Source organism: Kitasatospora acidiphila, assembly GCF_006636205.1.
GTDB classification, from domain to species: Bacteria; Actinomycetota; Actinomycetes; order Streptomycetales; family Streptomycetaceae; genus Kitasatospora; species Kitasatospora acidiphila.
Map to the genome: position 1 here is coordinate 7,883,466 of NZ_VIGB01000003.1, position 18,136 is coordinate 7,901,601.

Annotated in this window: 14 protein-coding genes and 1 pseudogene; 9 read left to right on the forward strand and 6 right to left on the reverse strand. The window is 70.8% G+C overall.

Annotated features, from left to right (window positions below; all coding sequences use genetic code 11):
• The first annotated feature begins 238 nt into the window (after positions 1-238).
• The 3 genes and pseudogenes from E6W39_RS44395 to E6W39_RS44400 form a co-directional block, all read left to right on the forward strand.
• Positions 239-319 carry a tryptorubin family RiPP precursor gene (locus E6W39_RS44395; protein ID WP_388022191.1) on the forward strand — a complete coding sequence of 27 codons (81 nt, stop codon included), beginning with the start codon at positions 239-241 and terminating at the stop codon, positions 317-319.
• Positions 320-411: 92 nt separating this feature from the next.
• Entirely contained in the window at positions 412-1,470 is a 1,059-nt protein-coding gene (locus tag E6W39_RS37220; RefSeq protein WP_141637212.1) for a cytochrome P450, read from the forward strand.
• Positions 1,471-2,023: 553 nt separating this feature from the next.
• Positions 2,024-2,506: pseudogene (locus E6W39_RS44400) on the forward strand (cytochrome P450); the annotation flags it as partial.
• A gap of 171 nt (positions 2,507-2,677) precedes the next feature.
• Here E6W39_RS44400 and E6W39_RS37230 read toward each other — a convergent pair.
• Genes E6W39_RS37230 through E6W39_RS37240 form a run of 3 tightly spaced genes read right to left on the reverse strand, consistent with a single transcriptional unit; the run spans position 2,678 to position 5,673 of the window.
• Entirely contained in the window at positions 2,678-3,778 is a 1,101-nt protein-coding gene (locus E6W39_RS37230; RefSeq protein WP_141637213.1) for an acyl-CoA dehydrogenase family protein, read from the reverse strand.
• Positions 3,775-4,968 carry an acyl-CoA dehydrogenase family protein gene (locus E6W39_RS37235; RefSeq protein WP_141637214.1) on the reverse strand — a complete coding sequence of 398 codons (1,194 nt, stop codon included), beginning with the start codon at positions 4,966-4,968 and terminating at the stop codon, positions 3,775-3,777. Before E6W39_RS37235 ends, E6W39_RS37230 begins: the two co-directional genes overlap by 4 nt.
• Positions 4,969-5,016: 48 nt before the next feature.
• Positions 5,017-5,673 (reverse strand): HAD family hydrolase, encoded by a 657-nt coding sequence (locus tag E6W39_RS37240; RefSeq protein WP_141637215.1) that lies wholly within the window; start codon positions 5,671-5,673, stop codon positions 5,017-5,019.
• A gap of 305 nt (positions 5,674-5,978) precedes the next feature.
• On the opposite strand from E6W39_RS37240, the gene E6W39_RS37245 reads away from it, so the two are divergent.
• The 4 genes from E6W39_RS37245 to E6W39_RS37260 all read left to right on the forward strand — a co-directional run bounded on the left by E6W39_RS37245 (position 5,979) and on the right by E6W39_RS37260 (position 11,401).
• Positions 5,979-6,818, forward strand: coding sequence for an IS5 family transposase (locus tag E6W39_RS37245; RefSeq protein WP_181799581.1), 840 nt, complete (start codon positions 5,979-5,981; stop codon positions 6,816-6,818).
• A 194-nt stretch (positions 6,819-7,012) separates the two neighbouring features.
• Positions 7,013-7,546: a gamma carbonic anhydrase family protein gene (locus E6W39_RS37250; RefSeq protein WP_141637216.1), complete on the forward strand. Its 534-nt coding sequence runs from the start codon at positions 7,013-7,015 to the stop codon at positions 7,544-7,546.
• A 119-nt stretch (positions 7,547-7,665) separates the two neighbouring features.
• Positions 7,666-9,576 carry a flavin monoamine oxidase family protein gene (locus E6W39_RS37255; protein ID WP_141637217.1) on the forward strand — a complete coding sequence of 637 codons (1,911 nt, stop codon included), beginning with the start codon at positions 7,666-7,668 and terminating at the stop codon, positions 9,574-9,576.
• 13 nt (positions 9,577-9,589) lie between these two features.
• Entirely contained in the window at positions 9,590-11,401 is a 1,812-nt protein-coding gene (locus E6W39_RS37260; protein ID WP_141637218.1) for a hydroxysqualene dehydroxylase, read from the forward strand.
• A 13-nt stretch (positions 11,402-11,414) separates the two neighbouring features.
• On the opposite strand, the gene E6W39_RS37265 is transcribed toward E6W39_RS37260, so the two are convergent.
• On the reverse strand, positions 11,415-12,746 hold the full coding sequence (locus tag E6W39_RS37265; protein ID WP_141637219.1) for a serine hydroxymethyltransferase: 1,332 nt from the start codon (positions 12,744-12,746) through the stop codon (positions 11,415-11,417).
• Positions 12,747-12,793: 47 nt separating this feature from the next.
• Entirely contained in the window at positions 12,794-14,185 is a 1,392-nt protein-coding gene (locus tag E6W39_RS37270; RefSeq protein ID WP_141637220.1) for a glutamate-cysteine ligase family protein, read from the reverse strand.
• A 268-nt stretch (positions 14,186-14,453) separates the two neighbouring features.
• Between E6W39_RS37270 and E6W39_RS37275 the strand changes: the two genes are divergently transcribed.
• Positions 14,454-14,744: a hypothetical protein gene (locus E6W39_RS37275; protein WP_181799626.1), complete on the forward strand. Its 291-nt coding sequence runs from the start codon at positions 14,454-14,456 to the stop codon at positions 14,742-14,744.
• A gap of 79 nt (positions 14,745-14,823) precedes the next feature.
• Here E6W39_RS37275 and E6W39_RS42375 read toward each other — a convergent pair whose 3' ends face one another.
• Positions 14,824-16,704 carry a putative Ig domain-containing protein gene (locus E6W39_RS42375; RefSeq protein WP_141637221.1) on the reverse strand — a complete coding sequence of 627 codons (1,881 nt, stop codon included), beginning with the start codon at positions 16,702-16,704 and terminating at the stop codon, positions 14,824-14,826.
• A gap of 436 nt (positions 16,705-17,140) precedes the next feature.
• Between E6W39_RS42375 and E6W39_RS37285 the strand changes: the two genes are divergently transcribed.
• Positions 17,141-17,782: a LysE family translocator gene (locus E6W39_RS37285; protein ID WP_141637222.1), complete on the forward strand. Its 642-nt coding sequence runs from the start codon at positions 17,141-17,143 to the stop codon at positions 17,780-17,782.
• The last annotated feature ends 354 nt before the right edge of the window (positions 17,783-18,136 follow it).

Here is an 18,136-nt window from a genome sequence, read left to right on the forward strand (position 1 = left end):
CAGTCCTCGACACGTGAAATGTGTCGGGCGAAAACGGATCGAGGCACTTGTGCGGTTCACGGGTGGGGGAGAATTTTTCATATCGCCCAGGTTGAATGGGATGAACCGGACACCTGACGGATCAGCAGCCATCATTCCGGCCCGAACCGTTGACAGCAGTGGTGGCTGGCGGCTTCACTCTCCTCAGCGCACTGAATTACCGAATTCAGTGGAGCAGATCCGGATGGAGGTGACAGAGATGAAGATTCTGTTTGCGGTCCGTAACACCATTTGCGGCCAGAAGAGCCTGAAGAAGAGCGCCTGGTACTTCTGGTACTAAGCCGGTGGAAATCGTCCCCGCACCCGGGGCGGGGACGAGCCCCCCGGTCATCATTCGACGATCCGTCAGCACCGCCGGCCCCGGAGACCCGTATGCCGATCACCGCCCGATCGCGGAGCCGAACCACCGTGTTCGCGCCGCGTCTCGCTGCCCTGCTCCGGGACCGCCTGGGCCAGGATGTGTTCCGCCTGGAGCCCGACACCATCGGGATCGCCGGCCCCGAGGCCATGGACCGGGTGCTCGCCGCCCGGCGCGCCACCGAGACCGAGCGGCCCACCTTCAAGCCGCTGCACGGGCGCTCGATCGGCCGCCCCGAGGCCTCCGCGGTGATGCGGACCATCGGCGGTGACGTCCGCGAGGCATTGAAGAAACCAATTCCGGAGAATGTCGACCTGAGCGGTCCGTGGCCGATCACCGGTCATTTCTTTCTGCGCGACCTCATTCTCGGAAACGACCCCTACCGATTGCGGCTGCTGATGAGCCGTAATCTGGAATTGACGCCGAAGCTCACCTGGTCGGTCATCGCCGCCGGCGCCGCACTGCCCCGGCGGCCGCGGCCGGAAGAGCAGCTGACCGGAGTGGCGCGGCTGTTCGCCGACGCCACCGGATACCAGGACCGCCGCTATGCGATGGGGATGTACCGGCGCGCCGCCGCCCCCGTCTGCTTCACCGTCTCCACGCTGGTGGCCAACGCGCTCTGGCTCGGCGCGCCCTTCGACGAGGGGGCGTCCAACCGGAACATCATCCATGAGTCGGCGCGCCTGCTGCCGCCCTCCTGGAACATCCTGCGCTACGCCTCGCCCGAGTACCCGGCCATCGACTCGCGGATCGGCCCCGCCGACGACGTGCTGATCCTGCCGCTGCTCTCGCACCGCGATCCGGCCCTGTGGGACGCCCCCGAGGAGTTCCGCCCCGAGCGCTGGGACTCGATCGACCCGGACACCGCTCCCGGCTACCTGCCGTTCGGCCACATCTCCGAACGCTGCTGGGGCCGCCACATGGTGATGCCGCTGGCCGAACTGCTGCTCGACCTGATCCGCCGCCAGGGACTGACGGTCGACCCGGAGCAGCAGCGGGCCAAGGTGCCGCTGGTCGGGCTCCTCGGCGTGGAGGAAATCAGGCTGATCAAGGAGGCTCGCGGTGCCCGTTGAACCGCAGCTCGTCGACGAGTCGTTCTTCGGCCGCCAGCACCAGGACTACCGCCAGTGGCGGGAGCAGGGCGGTGCGCGGCGGGTCCGGTTCGGCGGGCCGGTGCGGATCGAGGGCTGGCTGGTCACGGGCCACGCCGACTGCCGGGCGGCGCTCGCGGATCCGCGGCTGAGCAAGGACAGCGCGGCCCAGCGGTACGGCGACCTGATCGGCCTCACCGAGGGTCCCGGCGAGTCGCTGATGCGCCACATGCTCAACTCCGACCCGCCGCACCACACCCGGCTGCGCAAGCTGGTGCAGAAGGCCTACACCATGCGGCGGGTGGCCGGTATGCGGCCGCTGATCGAGGGCCATGTCGATCGGCTGCTCGATGGGTTGGCGGGCCAGGACGAGGCCGACCTGATCGCCGAATTCGCGCTGCCGCTGCCGGTCTCGGTGGTCTTCGACCTGTTCGGGGCTCCGCAGGACGAGCACGAGGCCCTCCAGATCCGGGGCAACTCGATCCCCGAGAGCGGTGGCGGCGACGGCGAAGTGTCCGTCATGACCGCCGAGTCGATGCTCGAATACATCCAGGCGCTGATCCGGCACAAGCGCGAGCACCCGGCCGACGACCTGCTCAGCGGCCTGCTCGCGGCGCGTGACGGCGAGGACCGGCTCACCGAGGAGGAGATCACCTCGATGGCCTTCCTGCTGGTGGTGGCCGGCCACCAGACCACCGTCAACCTGATAGCCAACGGCGTCTACACCCTGCTCACCCACCCCGAGCAACTCGCCGCGCTGCGCGCCGACCCCAGCCTGATGGCCGGCGCGGTCGAGGAAGTGCTGCGCTACGAAAGCTCGTTCGCGATCGCCTCGATGCGCTACACCACCGAGCCGGTGGTGATCGCCGGAACCGAGATCCCGGCGGGGGAGTTCGTGCAGATCGGCCTGCTGGCCGCGAACCGCGACCCGGCGGTCTTCCCGGATCCCGACCGGTTCGACATCACCCGCGACAGCTCCCGGCACCTCGCCTTCGGGCACGGCATCCACCACTGCCTGGGCGCGCCGCTGGCCCGGCTGCAGGCCGAGGTGGCGTTCACCCGGATCCTCGACCGGTATCCGAAGCTGCGACTGGCGCTGCCGGCCGAGGAGTTGGAGTGGCAGTACAACCCCGGCACCGGGGGCTGCTGGAACTGCCTGTGCTACTGCGGTAGTTGCCCGACCATGAGTTCAGGAAGCCGCGGCCGGGAGGTCGATCAGGTCGGCCAGCCGGGCCCGGTGCGCCCCCGGGGTGCCCAGCGCGATCTGGTCGGCCTTGGCGCGCTTCAGATACAGGTGGAGCGGGTGCTCCCAGGTCATGCCGATGCCGGCGTGCAACTGGACCGCCTCCTCGGCCGCCTTCACCGCGACGTCGCCGCAGTAGGCCTGCGCCACGGCGGCGGCGATCTCCGCGTCCGGGTCGCCGGCCGCCAGGGTGACGGCGGCGTAGCGGGCGGCGGCGTCGGCCGACTCCACGTCCGCGAAGAGATCGGCCAGCCGGTGCTTGAGGGCCTGGAAGCCGCCGACGGCCCGCCCGAACTGCCGACGCTCCTTCAGGTAGTCGATCGTGGTCTGCAGGCACCACCGCGCGACACCGACCTGCTCGGCGGCCAGCAGTGCGGCCCCGGCGGCGAGCGCCCGCCGGACGGCGCCCTCGCCGTCCGCGAGCACCAGCTCGCCGGTCGCGCCGGCGAGCGTGACGTCGGCCAACTGCCGGGTCATGTCGAGGGACACCACCGGGGCGACGACGGCGTCCGCCGCGGCCACGGCGTACACCGCGAGGCCGTCGCCGGCGGCGGCCGGGACCAGCAGCACATCGGCCTCCAGGGCCCCGGCCACGCTGGTCACCGTGCCGGTCAGCCGGCCGTCCGCGTCGACCCGCAGCGCGGGCAGCGCACCGTGCGGCGCCGCCGACAGCGGCACCACCAGCGCGGCGGTCCGCTCGTTGGCGGCGAGCGCGGCCAGCAACTCGCTGTCGGAGTCCAGCAGGACGGTGGTCGCCACCACCGCGCTGGTGAGGAACGGCACCGGGGCCACCGCGCGGCCGAGCTCCTCCAGGACGGCGGCGGCCTCGACGGCCGTCGCGCCGTCGCCCCCGCGCTCCTCGGGCACCAGCAGACCGGCCAGGCCGAGGTCGGCGGCCAGTACCTTCCACAGCTCGGCGACGATCGAGCGGTCGCCGTCGTAGAGCGCCGTCACCGCCGCCGGGTCGCACCGGTCGGCCAGCAGGTCGCGCACGACGGAGCGCAGGTCGGCCTCGACGTCGGTGGTGAGCAGGTTGAGGTCGCTCACTTCCGGAGCTCCTTCCAGGGGATGTCCTTGTCGACCCGCGGCTCGGCGGGGAGGCCGAGCACCCGCTCGGCGATGATGTTCCGCAGGATCTCCGAGGTGCCGCCCTCGATGGAGTTGCCCTTGGCCCGCAGATAGCGGTAGCCGGCGTCCCGGCCGGTGAAGTCGACCTTGTCCGGGCGGACCATCGTCCAGTCGGAGTAGCGCAGGCCCGCCTCGCCGAGCAGTTCGAGCTCCAGGCCGGAGAGTTGCTGGGCGAGCCGGGCGAAGGTCAGCTTCGCCGCCGAGCCCTCCGGGCCCGGCTGGCCGAGCGCCAGCTTCTGCCGCAGCCGCCGGCCGGTGACGCGGGCCACCTCGGCGTCCACCCACAGCCGCAGCAGCCGGTCGTGCAGCTCGGGGGTGCGCAGCTCGGGATGCTCGCGCCAGGTGCGGGAGACCACGCCCACCATGCCGCTCTCGCGCGCCACGGCGCCGCCGCCGATCGACACCCGCTCGTTGTTGAGGGTGGCGTTGGAGACCTTCCAGCCCTCGCCCTCGGCCCCGAGCCGCTGGGTGTCGGGGATCCGCACGTCGGTGAGGAAGACCTCGTTGAACTCGGCCTCGCCGGTGATCTGCCGCAGTGGGCGGACGTCCACGCCCGGGTCGGTCATCGGGCACAGGAAGTAGGTGATGCCCTGGTGCTTGGGCAGGTCCGGGTCGGTGCGGGCGACCAGGATCGCGAACGCGGCGTTGTGCGCTCCCGAGGTCCACACCTTCTGGCCGTTGACCACCCAGCTGTCGCCGTCCCGGACCGCGCGGGTGGCCACCGCCGCCAGGTCGGAGCCGGCGCCCGGCTCGCTGAAGAGCTGGCACCACACCTCCTCGCCGGTCCACAGCGGCCGCAGGAAGCGCTCCTTCTGCTCCTCGGTGCCGAACCGCAGGATGGTCGGCGCGGCCATGCCCAGCCCGATGCCGTTGGACTCCGGCTTGTTGTCGGGTGCCCCGGCCTCGGCGAAGAGCCGGTCCACCTCGGCCTGGAGAGCCCGCGGCAGCCCCGACCCGCCGTGGCCCGGCGGGAAGTACACCCAGGCCAGCCCGGCGTCGTAGCGGGCCTGCAGGAACGCCGACCGCTCGGTGGCGGCCGGGTCGTGCGCGGCAAGGAAGTCGGCGACCCGGCGCCGCAGTTCCGCGCGCTGCGTGGTCTCGTCAGCCATGGCAGCCTTTCATGGGGGTAACTCCTCTGTGATTGCGGAGACTTGAGGTCAGGGCCGGCGGGACAGGCCGGGGACCAGGTCGGCGAGTGCGGCGCGGGTGGTGTCGGGGTCGGTGTGGAGCAGCGCCCGCATGCCGACCGCGCGGGCGCCGAGCACGTTCGGCTCGGCGTCGTCGATGAACAGCACCCGGTCGGCCGGGAGGCCGAGTCGGGCCAGGGTGTGCCGGTAGATCGGGGCGAGCGGCTTGCGCAGGCCCACTTCGCCGGAGACCACCACGGGATCGAAGAGCGCGTCGATCCGCTCGCGCGGGTAGGTGTTGCCCCAGCTGTTGGAGAGCAGGGCCACCCTGATCCCGTGCTCGCGCAACTCGCCCGCCAGCGCGAACATCGCGGGGTCGGGGCGCATCCCGGCGAACAGCCGGTCCAGCACGCCGACCGGGTCGACCGGCCGGCCGTCGACCGTGCTCAGCTCGGCGGCGAACAGCGCGTTGAACTCCTCGACCGCCAACTCGCCGGTCTCCAACCGGTGGATGGGGGTGCCGCTCTCGGCGTCGCGGGACAGCCAGGCCTTGAGCGCGCGGGAGAACGAGGCCGGCTCGATGCCGTCGGCCTCCAGCCACGCCGCGATCGAGTGGCTGACCGGGCCGGTGAGGACGCCGCCGTAGTCGAAGACCACGGCGTCCACGGCGGTGACAGCTTCGGGCATGTTCTTCCCCTCGCGCGTACGTACTAAGCGCTTGCTTAGCTCGTGGGCTTCCAACTTACTAAGCGCTTGCTTACTGGGCGTTTCGCCCCTGAGTGCATTGCTTGGTGATGATTCTCCGGCTGTGTGTCCGCTCCGCCCGCGGTGACCGTAGTGCACGAAGTGGCAGCAGGGTCGCCTGTCTACGAAGTGACGCCGGGAGTGCGTACTTTCTCCTGTCTCATCCCAAGGAGTAGACCTGAGCCGCATTCGTCCGCCCAACGTCGAATCCCCTGGGCAGACGGGAAGTTCAGCAGTACGCATACATCATGACGGCTCGTCGACCGTATCCGAGCGACCTATCCGATGCCCGCTGGGCCCTGATCGAACCCACCCTGACCGCCTGGCGCCAGGCCCGCACCGCACGCGCCCTCGCCTTCGGCCGCCCGCCCGAACACGACCTGCGCGACCTGCTGGACGCGATCCTCTACGTCGATCGGACCGGCATCCCCTGGCGCTACCTCCCACACGACTACCCACCCCACCAGACCGTGTACGCCTACTTCGCCCGCTGGCAGAAGGACGGCGTGTTCGCCCAGCTAAACGGCCTCCTACGGCGTCTCGTTCGCACGGCCGAGGGTCGCAACCCCGAGCCGACGGCCTGCATCGTGGACTCCCAGAGCGTCAAGACCTCCACCAACGTCCCCGCCACAACTCAGGGCATCGACGCCGCCAAAAAGATCACCGGACGCAAGCGCAGCATCATCACCGACACAATCGGCCTGCTCCTTGCGGTGCTGGTCACCGCCGCGAGCGTCCAGGACGGCACCTCCGGCCGGCAACTGCTGACCCAGGTCGCCTCCGACCATCCCACGCTCCGCAAGGCCTGGGCCGACATGGGCTACAAGAACGCCGTCGTCGAGCACGGCGCCACCCTTGGAATCGACGTCGAGATCGTCCAACGCGACCCCGCCACCAGGGGATTCGTCGTCCAACCTCGCCGCTGGGTCGTCGAACGAACCCTGGGCTGGCTCATGAACCACCGGCGCCTGGTCCGCGACTACGAAGCCCTCCCGGCCCGCTCCGAAGCCATGATTCACGTCGCGATGATCAACCTGATGACCCGCCGCCTCACCGGCGAAGCCACCCCCACCTGGCGCGGAACCTGACCTCCGAAATCAGGGGCGAAACGCCCAGTTAGTGGCGTCAACAGGTAAGAGTTTCGCAGCTGCTGTGGCGCCGGTCACATCAGCGCGCGGAGCGTCTTCCAGTGGATCGGCCGCAACTGTCGGCGCTGCTGCGGGAGGGTCGTTGGCTAGGGTGGGCCTACCAATGAGTAGTGGCAGCGGAAGGGGTCGTCAGGATGGCGCAGGCACTGATCACCGGTGTGGGCGGGCGCGAGCCCGAGGTGGACCCGAGTGCGTTCGTGGCTCCGACCGCGGTGGTGGTCGGCTCGGTCCGGCTGGGCCCGCGGGTGAGCGTCTGGTACCAGGCGGTGCTGCGCGGCGACGCCGAGGCGATAGCGATCGGTGCCGACTCCAACATCCAGGACAACTCCACGGTGCATGCCGACCCCGGCTTCCCGGTCGAGGTCGGCGCCCGGGTGACGGTGGGCCACAACGCCGTGCTGCACGGCTGCCTGGTCGAGGACGACTGCCTGGTGGGGATGGGCGCCCGGGTGCTCAACGGTGCCCGGATCGGTGCCGGTTCGCTGATCGCGGCGGGTGCCGTGGTGACGCAGGGCAGCGAGATCCCGCCGGGGTCGCTGGTGGCCGGGGTGCCCGCCAAGGTCCGGCGTCCGCTCACCGAGGCCGAGCAGCTCGGCATCAAGGCCAATGCAGAGGGCTATCTGCTGCTCGCCGAGGCGCACGCCGGTATTGAGCTTGAGGCGCAGTAGTACGGTTATCCGGATTTCGATGACATGTTCCCGTCAGATTCACTCGTCCTGGTGAGTTTGCTCCTGACGCGATCCGGACCGGGACCCGCCTGGCGGCGGGCGCGGCCATGCTGTCGAGGGTGATCTCACGACGTGGATTTGTCACCGCATCGACCGCCGCCCTCGCCACCGCCGCGGCACCGGCCGCCGCCGCCGACCCTGTCGCCGCCGCCGACCCCGGACCGGCCCCCGGGTCACCGGCGGCCGGCGCTGCCGGGCGGCGCGCGGAAAGCGACCAGCGGCGCGCCGCAGCCGAGTTGATGGCCCATCGGATCCTGCTGGCGGACGACCAGCAGAACGACCTGACGATGCGCTACCTGAAACTGCTGACCGGTCAGGAGAAGGTGCGCGGCGGCCCGGCCCGCGATGTGGTGGTGGTCGGCGCGGGCGTGGCGGGCATGGTCTGCGCCCGGCTGCTGCTCGCGGCCGGGCACCGGGTGCGGGTGCTGGAGGCCAACCGCAGCCGGGTCGGCGGCCGGATCAAGACCTTCCGCGGCGACGTCTTCCAGGACGGCCGCCACCAGGCCGAGGCCGGTGCCATGCGGATCCCCTCCAGCCATGTGCTGACGTTGACGCTCGGCGACACCCTCGGCGTCCCCCGCCGGCCGTTCCACCTGGTCGACGTGCCCCCGAGCCCCGACCGGACCTCCGGCGACAGCAAGGTCACCTACGGCTCCTGGAACGGCGAGATCTTCAGCACCGGCACCGAGCCGCCCTACACCGCGCCGTCCGGCCTGGGCACCCGCCTGATCAACGTCAACGGCCAGGTGGTCAGCAAGGCCGACTACGCGAAGAACCCCGGGCCCGTCAACAAGACCTTCGGCTGGGACAGCAACCAGACCACCACCGCGGCCTTCAACGACGCCCTGGCACACGCCCGCTCCTACACCCAGATCCGCAACCCGGACGGCTCCTGGACCGACAAGCCGATCGGCGACCGGCTCACCGGCATGGCCCAACTGCTGTACGACCTCGACAACTACTCGCTGCTGCAGTACCTGGTCGACATCGCCGGCTGGGACACCCCGCAGATCCAGGCGGTCGGCACCCTGGAGAACCTCACCAGCCGGCTCTCCTACGGCTTCCTGCACTCCGTCTTCGACGCCACCGACATCAACCCCAGCGTCACCTACTTCGAGTTCAGCGACGGCACCGACGCGCTGACCACCGCGCTGGCCAAGGGACTTCCGATCGAGCAGGACCGAGCCGTGATCCGGGTGGAGAGCAGCGGCGGCAAGGTCACGGTGATCGCCGAACCCGAGAGCGGCCCCGAGGACGAAGCCTGCAATGGCGAGATCGGCGGATCCCAATTCCGCTACGAGGCCGACGCGGTGGTGCTCGCCATGCCGTACGCCGCGCTGCGGCACGTCCAGTTCGCGCCGCTGCTGCCCTACGGCAAGCGCCGGGCGATCAACGAACTCACCCATGACACCGCCCACAAGGTGCTGATCGAGTTCACCGAGCGCTGGTGGGAGTGGGACGAGGCCACCTGGCGCGACAAGCTCGGCAGCGACTACCGGACCGCGCCGCACGGCCCGGCCGTGCCCGCGGTCGGCGGCGGCTGCATCTCCGACGAGGCCGACCGGTTCGTCTACTTCCCCTCCCACCCCAGCCCCGGCGGGGCCCCCGGCGGCGTGGTCCTGGCCGCCTACAACTGGTCCGCGGACGCCCTGCGGTACGACTCGCTGACCCCCCAGGACCGGCACCGCGAGGTGCTGGACCACCTGGTGAGCCTCTACGGCGAGCGGATCCGCCGCTACGCCACCGACCGGGCGGTCTCGCAGTCCTGGCTGCGCAACCGCTGGGCGCTGGGCGAAGCCGTCATCGAGACCCCGGGCCAGCTCCTGTCGCTGGGGCCGCACGTGGCCGAACCGGTGGGCAACGCGCTCTACTTCGCCGGCGACCAGTGCCAACCCCGCTACCACGCCTGGATCTCCGGAGCCATCGCCTCCGGCTGCGAAGCGGCCCTTCAGGTTGCCAACGGGGCCTGACAGGACAGAAGTCATGGAACCCACCACCGCAACCGGCGGGACCCGCCGCCAGTTCCTGTCCCGCGCCGCCGTGCTGGGCGGTGCACTGGCCCTCGGCACCGCCGCCCCCGCGGCGGCCGCCGGCACCGTCAGGACCCGCACCGGCAAGGCCGGCAAGCAGGTCGCCGTCCTCGGCGGCGGAGTCTCCGGACTGACCGCGGCACAAGAACTGGCCGAACGCGGCTACCAGGTGACCGTCTACGAGTACTACACGGCACTCGGCGGCAAGGCCCGCAGCATGGACGTGCCGGGCACCGCCGCCGGCGGCCGCAAACCGCTGCCCGGCGAGCACGGCTTCCGGTTCTTCCCCGGCTTCTACCAGAACCTGCCGGACACCCTGCGTCGCATCCCCGTCCCCGGCAACCCCGGTGGCGTGCACGACAATCTGCGCAACCCCACCCAGGAGCTGCTCGCCCACACCGCACCGCGCCCCGGCGTGCTGCTGCCGTTCCAGATCCTCACCACCCCGCTGGACCCCGGCGATCTCAGCCCGGACTCGCTGCGCCGGATCCTGAGCGGCCTGCTGGACGAGGTGCTGCACCTGCCCGCCGACGAGGTCGCCTACTTCGCCGACCGGGTGCTGGTCCACCTGACCAGCTGCGACCTGCGCCGCGACCAGCAGTGGGAGCGGGTGCCGTGGTGGGACTTCATCCGGGCCGACCGGATGTCGCACGACTACCAGCGGTTCCTGGGCGTGGGGTTGACCCGGGCGCTGGTGGCCACCAAGGCGGAGCAGGCCAGCACCCGGACGGTGGCCCGCACCATCGTCGAGGCCTGGCTGCTCAACGGGCTGCTCGGCCGGGGCGTCGACGGCCAGCCCGACCGGGTGCTCAACGCGCCCACCAGCGAAGCCTGGATCGACCCCTGGGTCGCGCACCTCACCGCGCTGGGCGTCACCTTCCGGACGGCGACCGAGGTGCGGGAGGTGCTCTACGGCGACGGCCGGATCACCGGGGTCCGGGTCGCCCCGGCCGGCGGCGGCGCGCCCGAAACGGTCACCGCCGACTACTACGTCTCCGCACTGCCGGTGGAGCACGCCCGGCCCACCTGGGGCCCGCAGCTGCGCGCCGCCGATCCTGGGCTCGCCCGCTGCGACGCGATCCGCACGGACTGGATGACCGGCGTGCAGTTCTACCTGCGCAGCCCGATCCCGCTGGTGCACGGCCACGGCATAGCGCTGGACTCGCCGTGGGCGCTGACCACCATCAACCAGGCGCAGTTCTGGAACCGGGACTTCGCCGCCGACTACGGCGACGGCACGGTCAAAGACTGCCTCTCGGTCTGCGTCTCCGAGTGGAACGAACCGGGCATGCTGTTCGGGAAGACTGCCAAGGAGTGCACCCGGGACCAGGTACGCCAGGAGGTCTGGGCCCAGCTGCAGCAGGCGTACAACGTCCCCGGCCAGGCACAGCTGGAAGACGCCGACGTCAAGGCGTGGTTCATGGATCCGGCGGTCCAGGGCATCGGCGGACCCGACCCGAGCAACCGGGAGCAGCTGCTGATCCACCCCGCGGGCACCCTCTACAACCGGCCCTCGGCGGCCACCGCCGTGCCCAACTTCTTCCTGGCCGGCGACTACGTCCGCACCGATGTCGACCTGGCAACCATGGAGGGTGCCAACGAGTCCGCCCGGCGGGCCGTCAACGCCCTGCTGGACGCTGATGGTTCGGCCGCCGGGCGGTGCCCGGTCCACCTGCTCTACCGGGCACCCGAGTTGGAGCCCCTCAAACTGGTCGACGAGGCCCGCTACCGACTGGGACTGCCCAACACCTTCGACCTGGGCTGAAGCTGACTGTTCATCAGATGGGAGTGGCCTGCCTGACCGCGCCGATCAGGGCACTGGCGTGCTCGGTGAGGCGCGGCCAGCTGGGGCACTGCTCGGCCGCGGTGCCCTTGGTCAGGCAGGCCACCAACTCGGCGATGTCGGCGGCGAGTTCCCCCACCTCGCGGTCGCCGATGTGCAGGAAGGCCAGATGGTTGGTGCCGATCCGCAGCCCGCTGGTCTCCTGGGCCGAGCGGGGGTCGCCCGGGATCAGGTTCTTGTTGGCGAGAATGCCGACCCGCTCCAGCGCCGTGCTGACCGTCTGGCCGGTCGCGGCGCCGCCGCTCAGGTCGACCAGCACCATGTGGGTGTCCGTGCCGCCGCCCACCAGCCGGACGCCGCGGTCCAGGAAGGCCTCGGCGAACAGCTTGGCGAACCGCAGCACCCTGTCCATCGCGGCGCCGAACTCGGGCCGCTGGGCGGCGCCCAGAGCGACGGCCTTGGCGGCGATCATGCCGAAGTCGGGGGTGCCCTGGAACCCCGGGAAGACGAACTTGTCGAGCTTCGCGGCCGACAGGCGCGAGCCCGGTGCCCGCAGGATCAGCCCGCCGTGCGGCCCGCGCAGCTGCTTGTAGGTGGAGGTGGTGACGATGTCGCAGTGCGGGAACGGCGACGGGTGGCGACCGGCCGCCACCAGGCCGCTGATGTGGCTGATGTCGCCCAGCACCAGGGCGTCGACCTCGTCGGCGATGGCGCGCAGCGCGGCGAAGTCGATGGTGCGCGGATAGGCCGAGCCGCCGCAGATCAGCACCTTGGGCCGCAGCGCCAGCACCTGCTCCCTGACCCGGTCCAGATCGAGCGTGCCGTCCGGCCCGAGCTGGTAGTAGTCGGCCGTCAGATGCTTGGAGGAGCTCGCCGGGCGGGACGCGTGCGACAGGTGTCCGCCGTGCGACAACTCCATGGACAGCACCGCGTCGCCGGGACGGAGGATGCCGAAGAGCAGCGCCAGATTGGCCATCGAGGCCGACAGCGGCTGCACGTTCGCATGGTCGGCGCCGTACAGCGCGCAGGCCCGCTCCACCGCGAGCTGCTCGACCTCGTCGATCACCTCGGTGCCCGGATGGTAGCGGCGCCCCGGGTAGCCCTCGGCGGTCAGCGCGCTCAAGCCCAGCGCCTGGGTGACCAGCACCTCGGGGGAGGTGGGGCTGGACGCGGCCACCAGGTTCAGATGGCTGCGCTGCCGGGCGAGTTCGCGCTCGGCGAGCTTCAGGATGGCCGGGTCCGAGGCGGCCAGCGCATCGAGGGCGGTGTGCGTGACCCGGTCCATCAGGTCGGCTGGCCCGGGCGTCCGGGCGGCGCTCTGGTTCATGGGTGGCTCCCTCGATGACGGGTGATGGTGGGTCAGGGGACTCGGGCTCAGGGCGTCCGGCCGAAGTCGTCGAGCAGCCGGCGCAGGCCGCCGGCCCGGAACGCGGCGATCATCCGGTCGGCCGGGGTCTCGCGCCGCTCCAACCGTGCGAACAGCGGCGCGAGAAAGACCTCTTCGCCTTCGCCCCGGGATCGCAGTCCGCGCTCCGCGATGTCCAGCAGGGCGCGGATCGCCGCGATCGACCGCTCGTCCTCGGCCGCCAGCCCGTGGGTGCTGGCCCGCAGCCACAGCTTGCGCCACTGGGGCCAGCTCAGCTCCTTCAGCAGCGACTCCGCCTCGTCCAGCCGCTCCACGATGCCCAGGGTCAGCGCGGCCGCCACGCCCTCCTCGCCCTGCGGTGCCACCCCGCAAGAGCGGTTCTCCACATAGCAGTTGACGGCGTGCTCCTCGAACCAGTCGCCGAGCCGGCCGTGCTCGAGGGCGTGCCGGACTCCGTCGAGGTCGGCGCGGGAGTCGAAGGTGTAGTGCAACTTCGCGGCCGGCCAGCCGTATTGGTGGATCCGGTCGAGCATCTCGCGGTCGGCGGTGGCCAGTACCGGCGTGCCGTCGATCCGCCGGGCCGGCACCGGTTCGCGGGCCAGCAGGAAGTCCTTGAACGACCGGCCGCCGAGCACCTCGCAGCCGCCGCTCTTCAGATTGGTGAGGAACCAGACCCGGGAGGCCCAATGGTGCTCCAGATAGGCGCCCATGTCGGAGAACGGCTCGGTGGGCATGCTGTTGGAGGTGTAGGCCGCCTCGGCGGGCGGCACCCGGGTGGAGCGCTCGTACCACACCCAGTTGCGCATCTCCTTCCACGCCTGCTCCCGGCCGCGGGCCACCGGGGAGCAGGCGGTCAGCGCGGCGAAGACCCCGGCGAAGCCGCTGAGCACGTTGACGGCGCGCACCGCCTCGTCGGGCGTGACGTCCACCGCCGCCTGGTGCGAGGCGAGCGGCACCATCCAGTGGTGCAGATGCCAGCGGCGGGCCAGCAGCAGGTACCAGTCCTTCTGCGACTTGCGCGCCGGATCGGCCCAGGTGCGGGGCTGGATCCCGGCACACAGCACGGTGCACCCCATCGGCACCAGCAGCTCCTGAAGGGCGCGCAGCACCTCGTCCGCCGCGTCGACCGCCGCGCCGACCGTGCGCTGGGGCGCCAGCGAGAGCTCGACCGTGCAGACGCCGGTGTCGGTGTTCAGCCGCTCGTCGAAACCGCCCGTCTGCCGCCGCACCCCCGTGACCACGCCGGTGATGCTCTCCTGGACCAGCGACCAGGACGGATCGCGACCGGCCAGGGCGTGCCACAGCCGCTGCGCCCCGGCGCGATCCAGGCCCCGGCCGGTGCCGAGCTCGACCACCGGGAACTCCAGTTCAAGCCCGACCCGGCGCAGTTGTGCGGCCACCGGCACACCCTTTCCTCGCGGACGACCTCCGAGAGCGCCCCGTTCCGTCGCCCCTGTGGCATCAGACCACAGCGGGTCAGGGCGTGCTCACCGAGGACGCGCGATCAGGTGAGCGGGGCGGCGGTGGGGCCGGCACGGAGCGCGGGGGAGCAGGCGGGGATCAGCCGGGCCTCGGTGAGCCGGGGTCCGGCAGTCGGGCGCCGGAACTGGCCGGCCGGGGCAGGCGTCCACCACGATGGGGGTAGCCAATAGTCCAAGGGGGACCATCATGCGAGCCGGACGGCCCAGCTGGGAGCAACTCCGCGAGAACTTCGACAGCATGCTGGCCTCGGTGCTGGCCGGTGGCGGGGTGCGGAGCTGCAACGGTCTGGACTCGGACACCGATGACGCGCTCTGGGCCATCATGATGGCCTACCCGGACGTCACGCCCGAGTTGGTGGAGGCCGCGCACCGGGCCTTCGCGGGGTACCAGGACGGCAGCAACGCGGCGCGGTGGGAAGCGGAGATGGACCGCTGGCTGGAGGAGCGCGAACAGCGGCGCCAGGCACGCCAGGAGTGACGCGGGACGGAAAAAGCCCACCGCACCGGGGCGGGCTCAGGGGCCCACCCCGGTGCGGTGGCGTTCAGGGGCTGCGGTCTCAGCCGACGTTCAGAGCGGCGTCGTCGATGACGAAGCTGGTCTGGTTGCTGGAGTCCTCGGTGCCGGTGAACTGCAGGGTGACGGTCTGGCCGGCGTAGGCGGACAGGTCGACGCTCTGCTGGGTGTAGCCGGAGGCGGCGTTCACGTTCGACCAGGTCTTCAGCTGGGTGCCGTTGGCGGTCAGCTTCAGGGTGTCGTACGCGGTGGTGCCGGTCTCGGCGGTGTCGATGTGCAGGTAGAAGGTGAAGGCGCCCTTGCAGTTGGCCGGGATGGTCACCTGCTGCGACAGGGTGTCGGTGTGGGTGGTGCCGTAGCCGTCCAGCCAGGCGTAGTAGCTGCCGCCGTGGGCGGCCTCACCGGTGCTGTTGGTGATGACGCCGGAGGAGGCGGTCCACGGCGAGGTGCCGGACTCGAAGCCGCCGTTGCCGATCAGCTGGCCCGGGGTGGTGCAGCCGGTGCCGCCGCCGCTGGTGGCGACGGTGAAGGTGAAGGTGGCGGAGCCGGTGGCGCCGGTGCTGTCCTTGGCGGTGACCGTGACGGTGCTGCTGCCCGCGGCGGTCGGGGTGCCGGTGATCAGGCCCGAGGAGCTGATCGACAGGCCGGCCGGCAGGCCGGTGGCCGAGTAGGTCAGGGTCTGGCCCGAGGCCGAGTCAGAGGCGTTGACCTGCAGCGAGACGGCGGTGCCGACGGTGCCGTTCTGGGTGCCCGGGCTGGTCACGGTCACGGTGTTGCCACCGGTGCCGCCGCCGTGGGTCAGGATGGCGTGGGTGATGGCGCAGGAGTTGGTGTCGTTCGACCAGCTGGCCTGCTCGGCGAAGGAGCCGAAGGAACCGAACGAGACGTTGGCCGCGCCGCCGGTGGTGCCGGGCTTCAGCCAGGCGCACTCGTCGGAGTTCTCCTGGCCGTTGTAGGTGGCGTCACCGGTGTGGTTGGTCCAGCCACCCGCCGGGTTCTGGTCCGACATCATCTCGTGCCACTCGTGGCCGAGGGTCATGGTGTAACCGTCGAGGGTGCCGGGCGAGTTGACGAAGCCGACGCCGCAGTTCTGGCCCGCGTCGATGTTGTACGGCTGGTTCGAGAACGCGATGTCACCGTACGGCGAGGAGGCGGCGCCACCGGTCAGGGTGGTGTCGCCGTTCCAGTCGTGCCAGGCGCAGTAACCCGTGCTCGGGTTCTGGTAGTCGTCCGGGTTGGTGCCGTGGGGCGACAGGACGATGTAGTACGCGTCGCGGTTGGCCGCGGCGGTGGTGTTGCTGAAGTGGCCGGCGGCCTTGACGGCCTCCTGGGCCAGCTGGTTGCCGGTCGCCTGGGCCGGGGAAGCGGCCGCGTTGTCGTACCAGACGCCGGAGAGGACACCGCCGGCCTGGTACGGGATGAAGTTGGCGTTCGACGGGCAGCTGGTGGCGCCGGAGGCCACGTTCGGGCCGTCGCACCACTGGGTCAGGTCGGCGGACCAGGTCTCGCCGTTGGTGCCGATGCCCTTGAACATCTGCTGGGTGGCGCCGGCCGCGCCCGCCGAGTCACCGGAGAACTTGGCGTTGCCGTTGGCGTCCGTGCTCTGGGTGCCCCACTGGTTGCCGTAGAAGACCAGGTAGACCTTGGAGTGGCCGCTCTGAACGCCGATGCCGTCGACACCGCCGCCGTAGGAGAGGGTCTCCGCGCCGGTCGCGGCAGCCTGCAGCTGGTTGGCGAGGGTGTTCCGCCGCTTGGCCTCGTACGCCTGGATGCCCGGCATGGTGCTCTTGGACAGCGTGGTGCTGTACGGGTTGAACTCGTTGTTGATGCCGGCGCCGCTGACGGTCGCGGCGTGGTGGTGCGCCGTGCCCGAGACGGACGGAGCGGCGGTCGTGGCCGCCTGCGCCGGGGCGGCCATGGTCATACCGGCAGCAGCGAGCGCCAGGGCGGCTATGCCACCGAGCGCCGCGTGCTTGCGGCTAGACGTGGGGGCGTGACCCATGTGTGGGTGCCTCTCTCGTACCGACCACCCGCGCTTTTGGGGACACGGGTGAGTCCTTGTGGGGAAAGGTGGCCTGCGGCAATTCCTACGAACGCGTCGAGGTGTGCGAGGACGCACGGAATTGACCGTCCGTCACGCTCGCCGCTTGCTGGTGCGTAGCAAAGCAGAGTTGATTAACGGCGGTCAACGGATTAAGGACAGGAAATTCTCAGGAAGGTGTCTGCGCAGCTCAGAGGCTTTCGGCTGATCAACTTGACGCGCGTAGCCATTCACTGATTAGGCCTCGGAATACTGTTCCGTGTTCGGCGTAACGACCCTGGATACGGTTTTACGAGGAGGCCCGGATACGCTCGGATCCATGGCTATCAGTACCGCAGTATGGTCGTTTGTCCTTTTCGTCGCGGTCCTCACCATCACGCCCGGCATCGACACCGCGCTGGTCCTGCGCACCGCCGTCACCGGTCGCCGCACCCGCGCCTGGGGCGTGGTCCTCGGCATCCAGACCGGCGTCATGATCTGGGGCGCCCTCACTTCGGCGGGTGTAACCGCCCTGCTGACGGCCTCTCACCTCGCCTACCAGGTGCTGCGCTGGGCCGGCGCGCTGTACCTGGTGTGGATGGGCCTGCGGATGATCCGCGACGCGCGCCGCGGCAGCGCCGAGCCGGCGGCGGACGAACCGCTGCTCCCGGTCGCCTCGGACTCGCTGCTCGCGGGCTGGCGGCAGGGCGCCCTCACCAACCTGCTCAATCCGAAGGTGGGCGCCTTCTACGTCGCCGTGCTGCCGCAGTTCATGCCCCGGGGGGTCGACCACTTCGCCATGGGCCTGCTGCTCGCCTCGATCCACGCGCTGCTCGGCCTGCTCTGGTCGACCGTGCTGATCGGCGGTGCGCGGGCGCTGCGCGGCTGGCTCAGCAGGCCGCAGGCGCGTCGGCTGCTGGACCGGATCACCGGCACCGTCGTGGTGGCGTTCGGGATCCGGCTGGCCTTCTTCAGCGACTGACCCCGTCCTGACGGGGCGCCTGAGGTCTGAGGGGCGCCCGAGGCCGGACGGGCGCCCGAGGCGGAGCCGTCCCCTGCGCCCCTGTGCGGATGATCAAGCGACTCTTGAGCATGTCCAGACGAATGATTAGGCTACGTGTGATTTCGTTGGACTCTGGGGCACCGGGGCTCAACGCCGCACACTGCTCGACATCTTCAGAACCGACGTGTGCTCACGGGCCCCAGCGGGCCCACTGAGCCGGCCCGCCACAGCACGAGCCAACCCGTCACGGCATGAGCCGGCACGGCCCTGAGCCGTTGAGGACCCCCCACTCTTCAACGACTCAGGGCCGTGCCTTCTTTTTGCCTTCTCCGT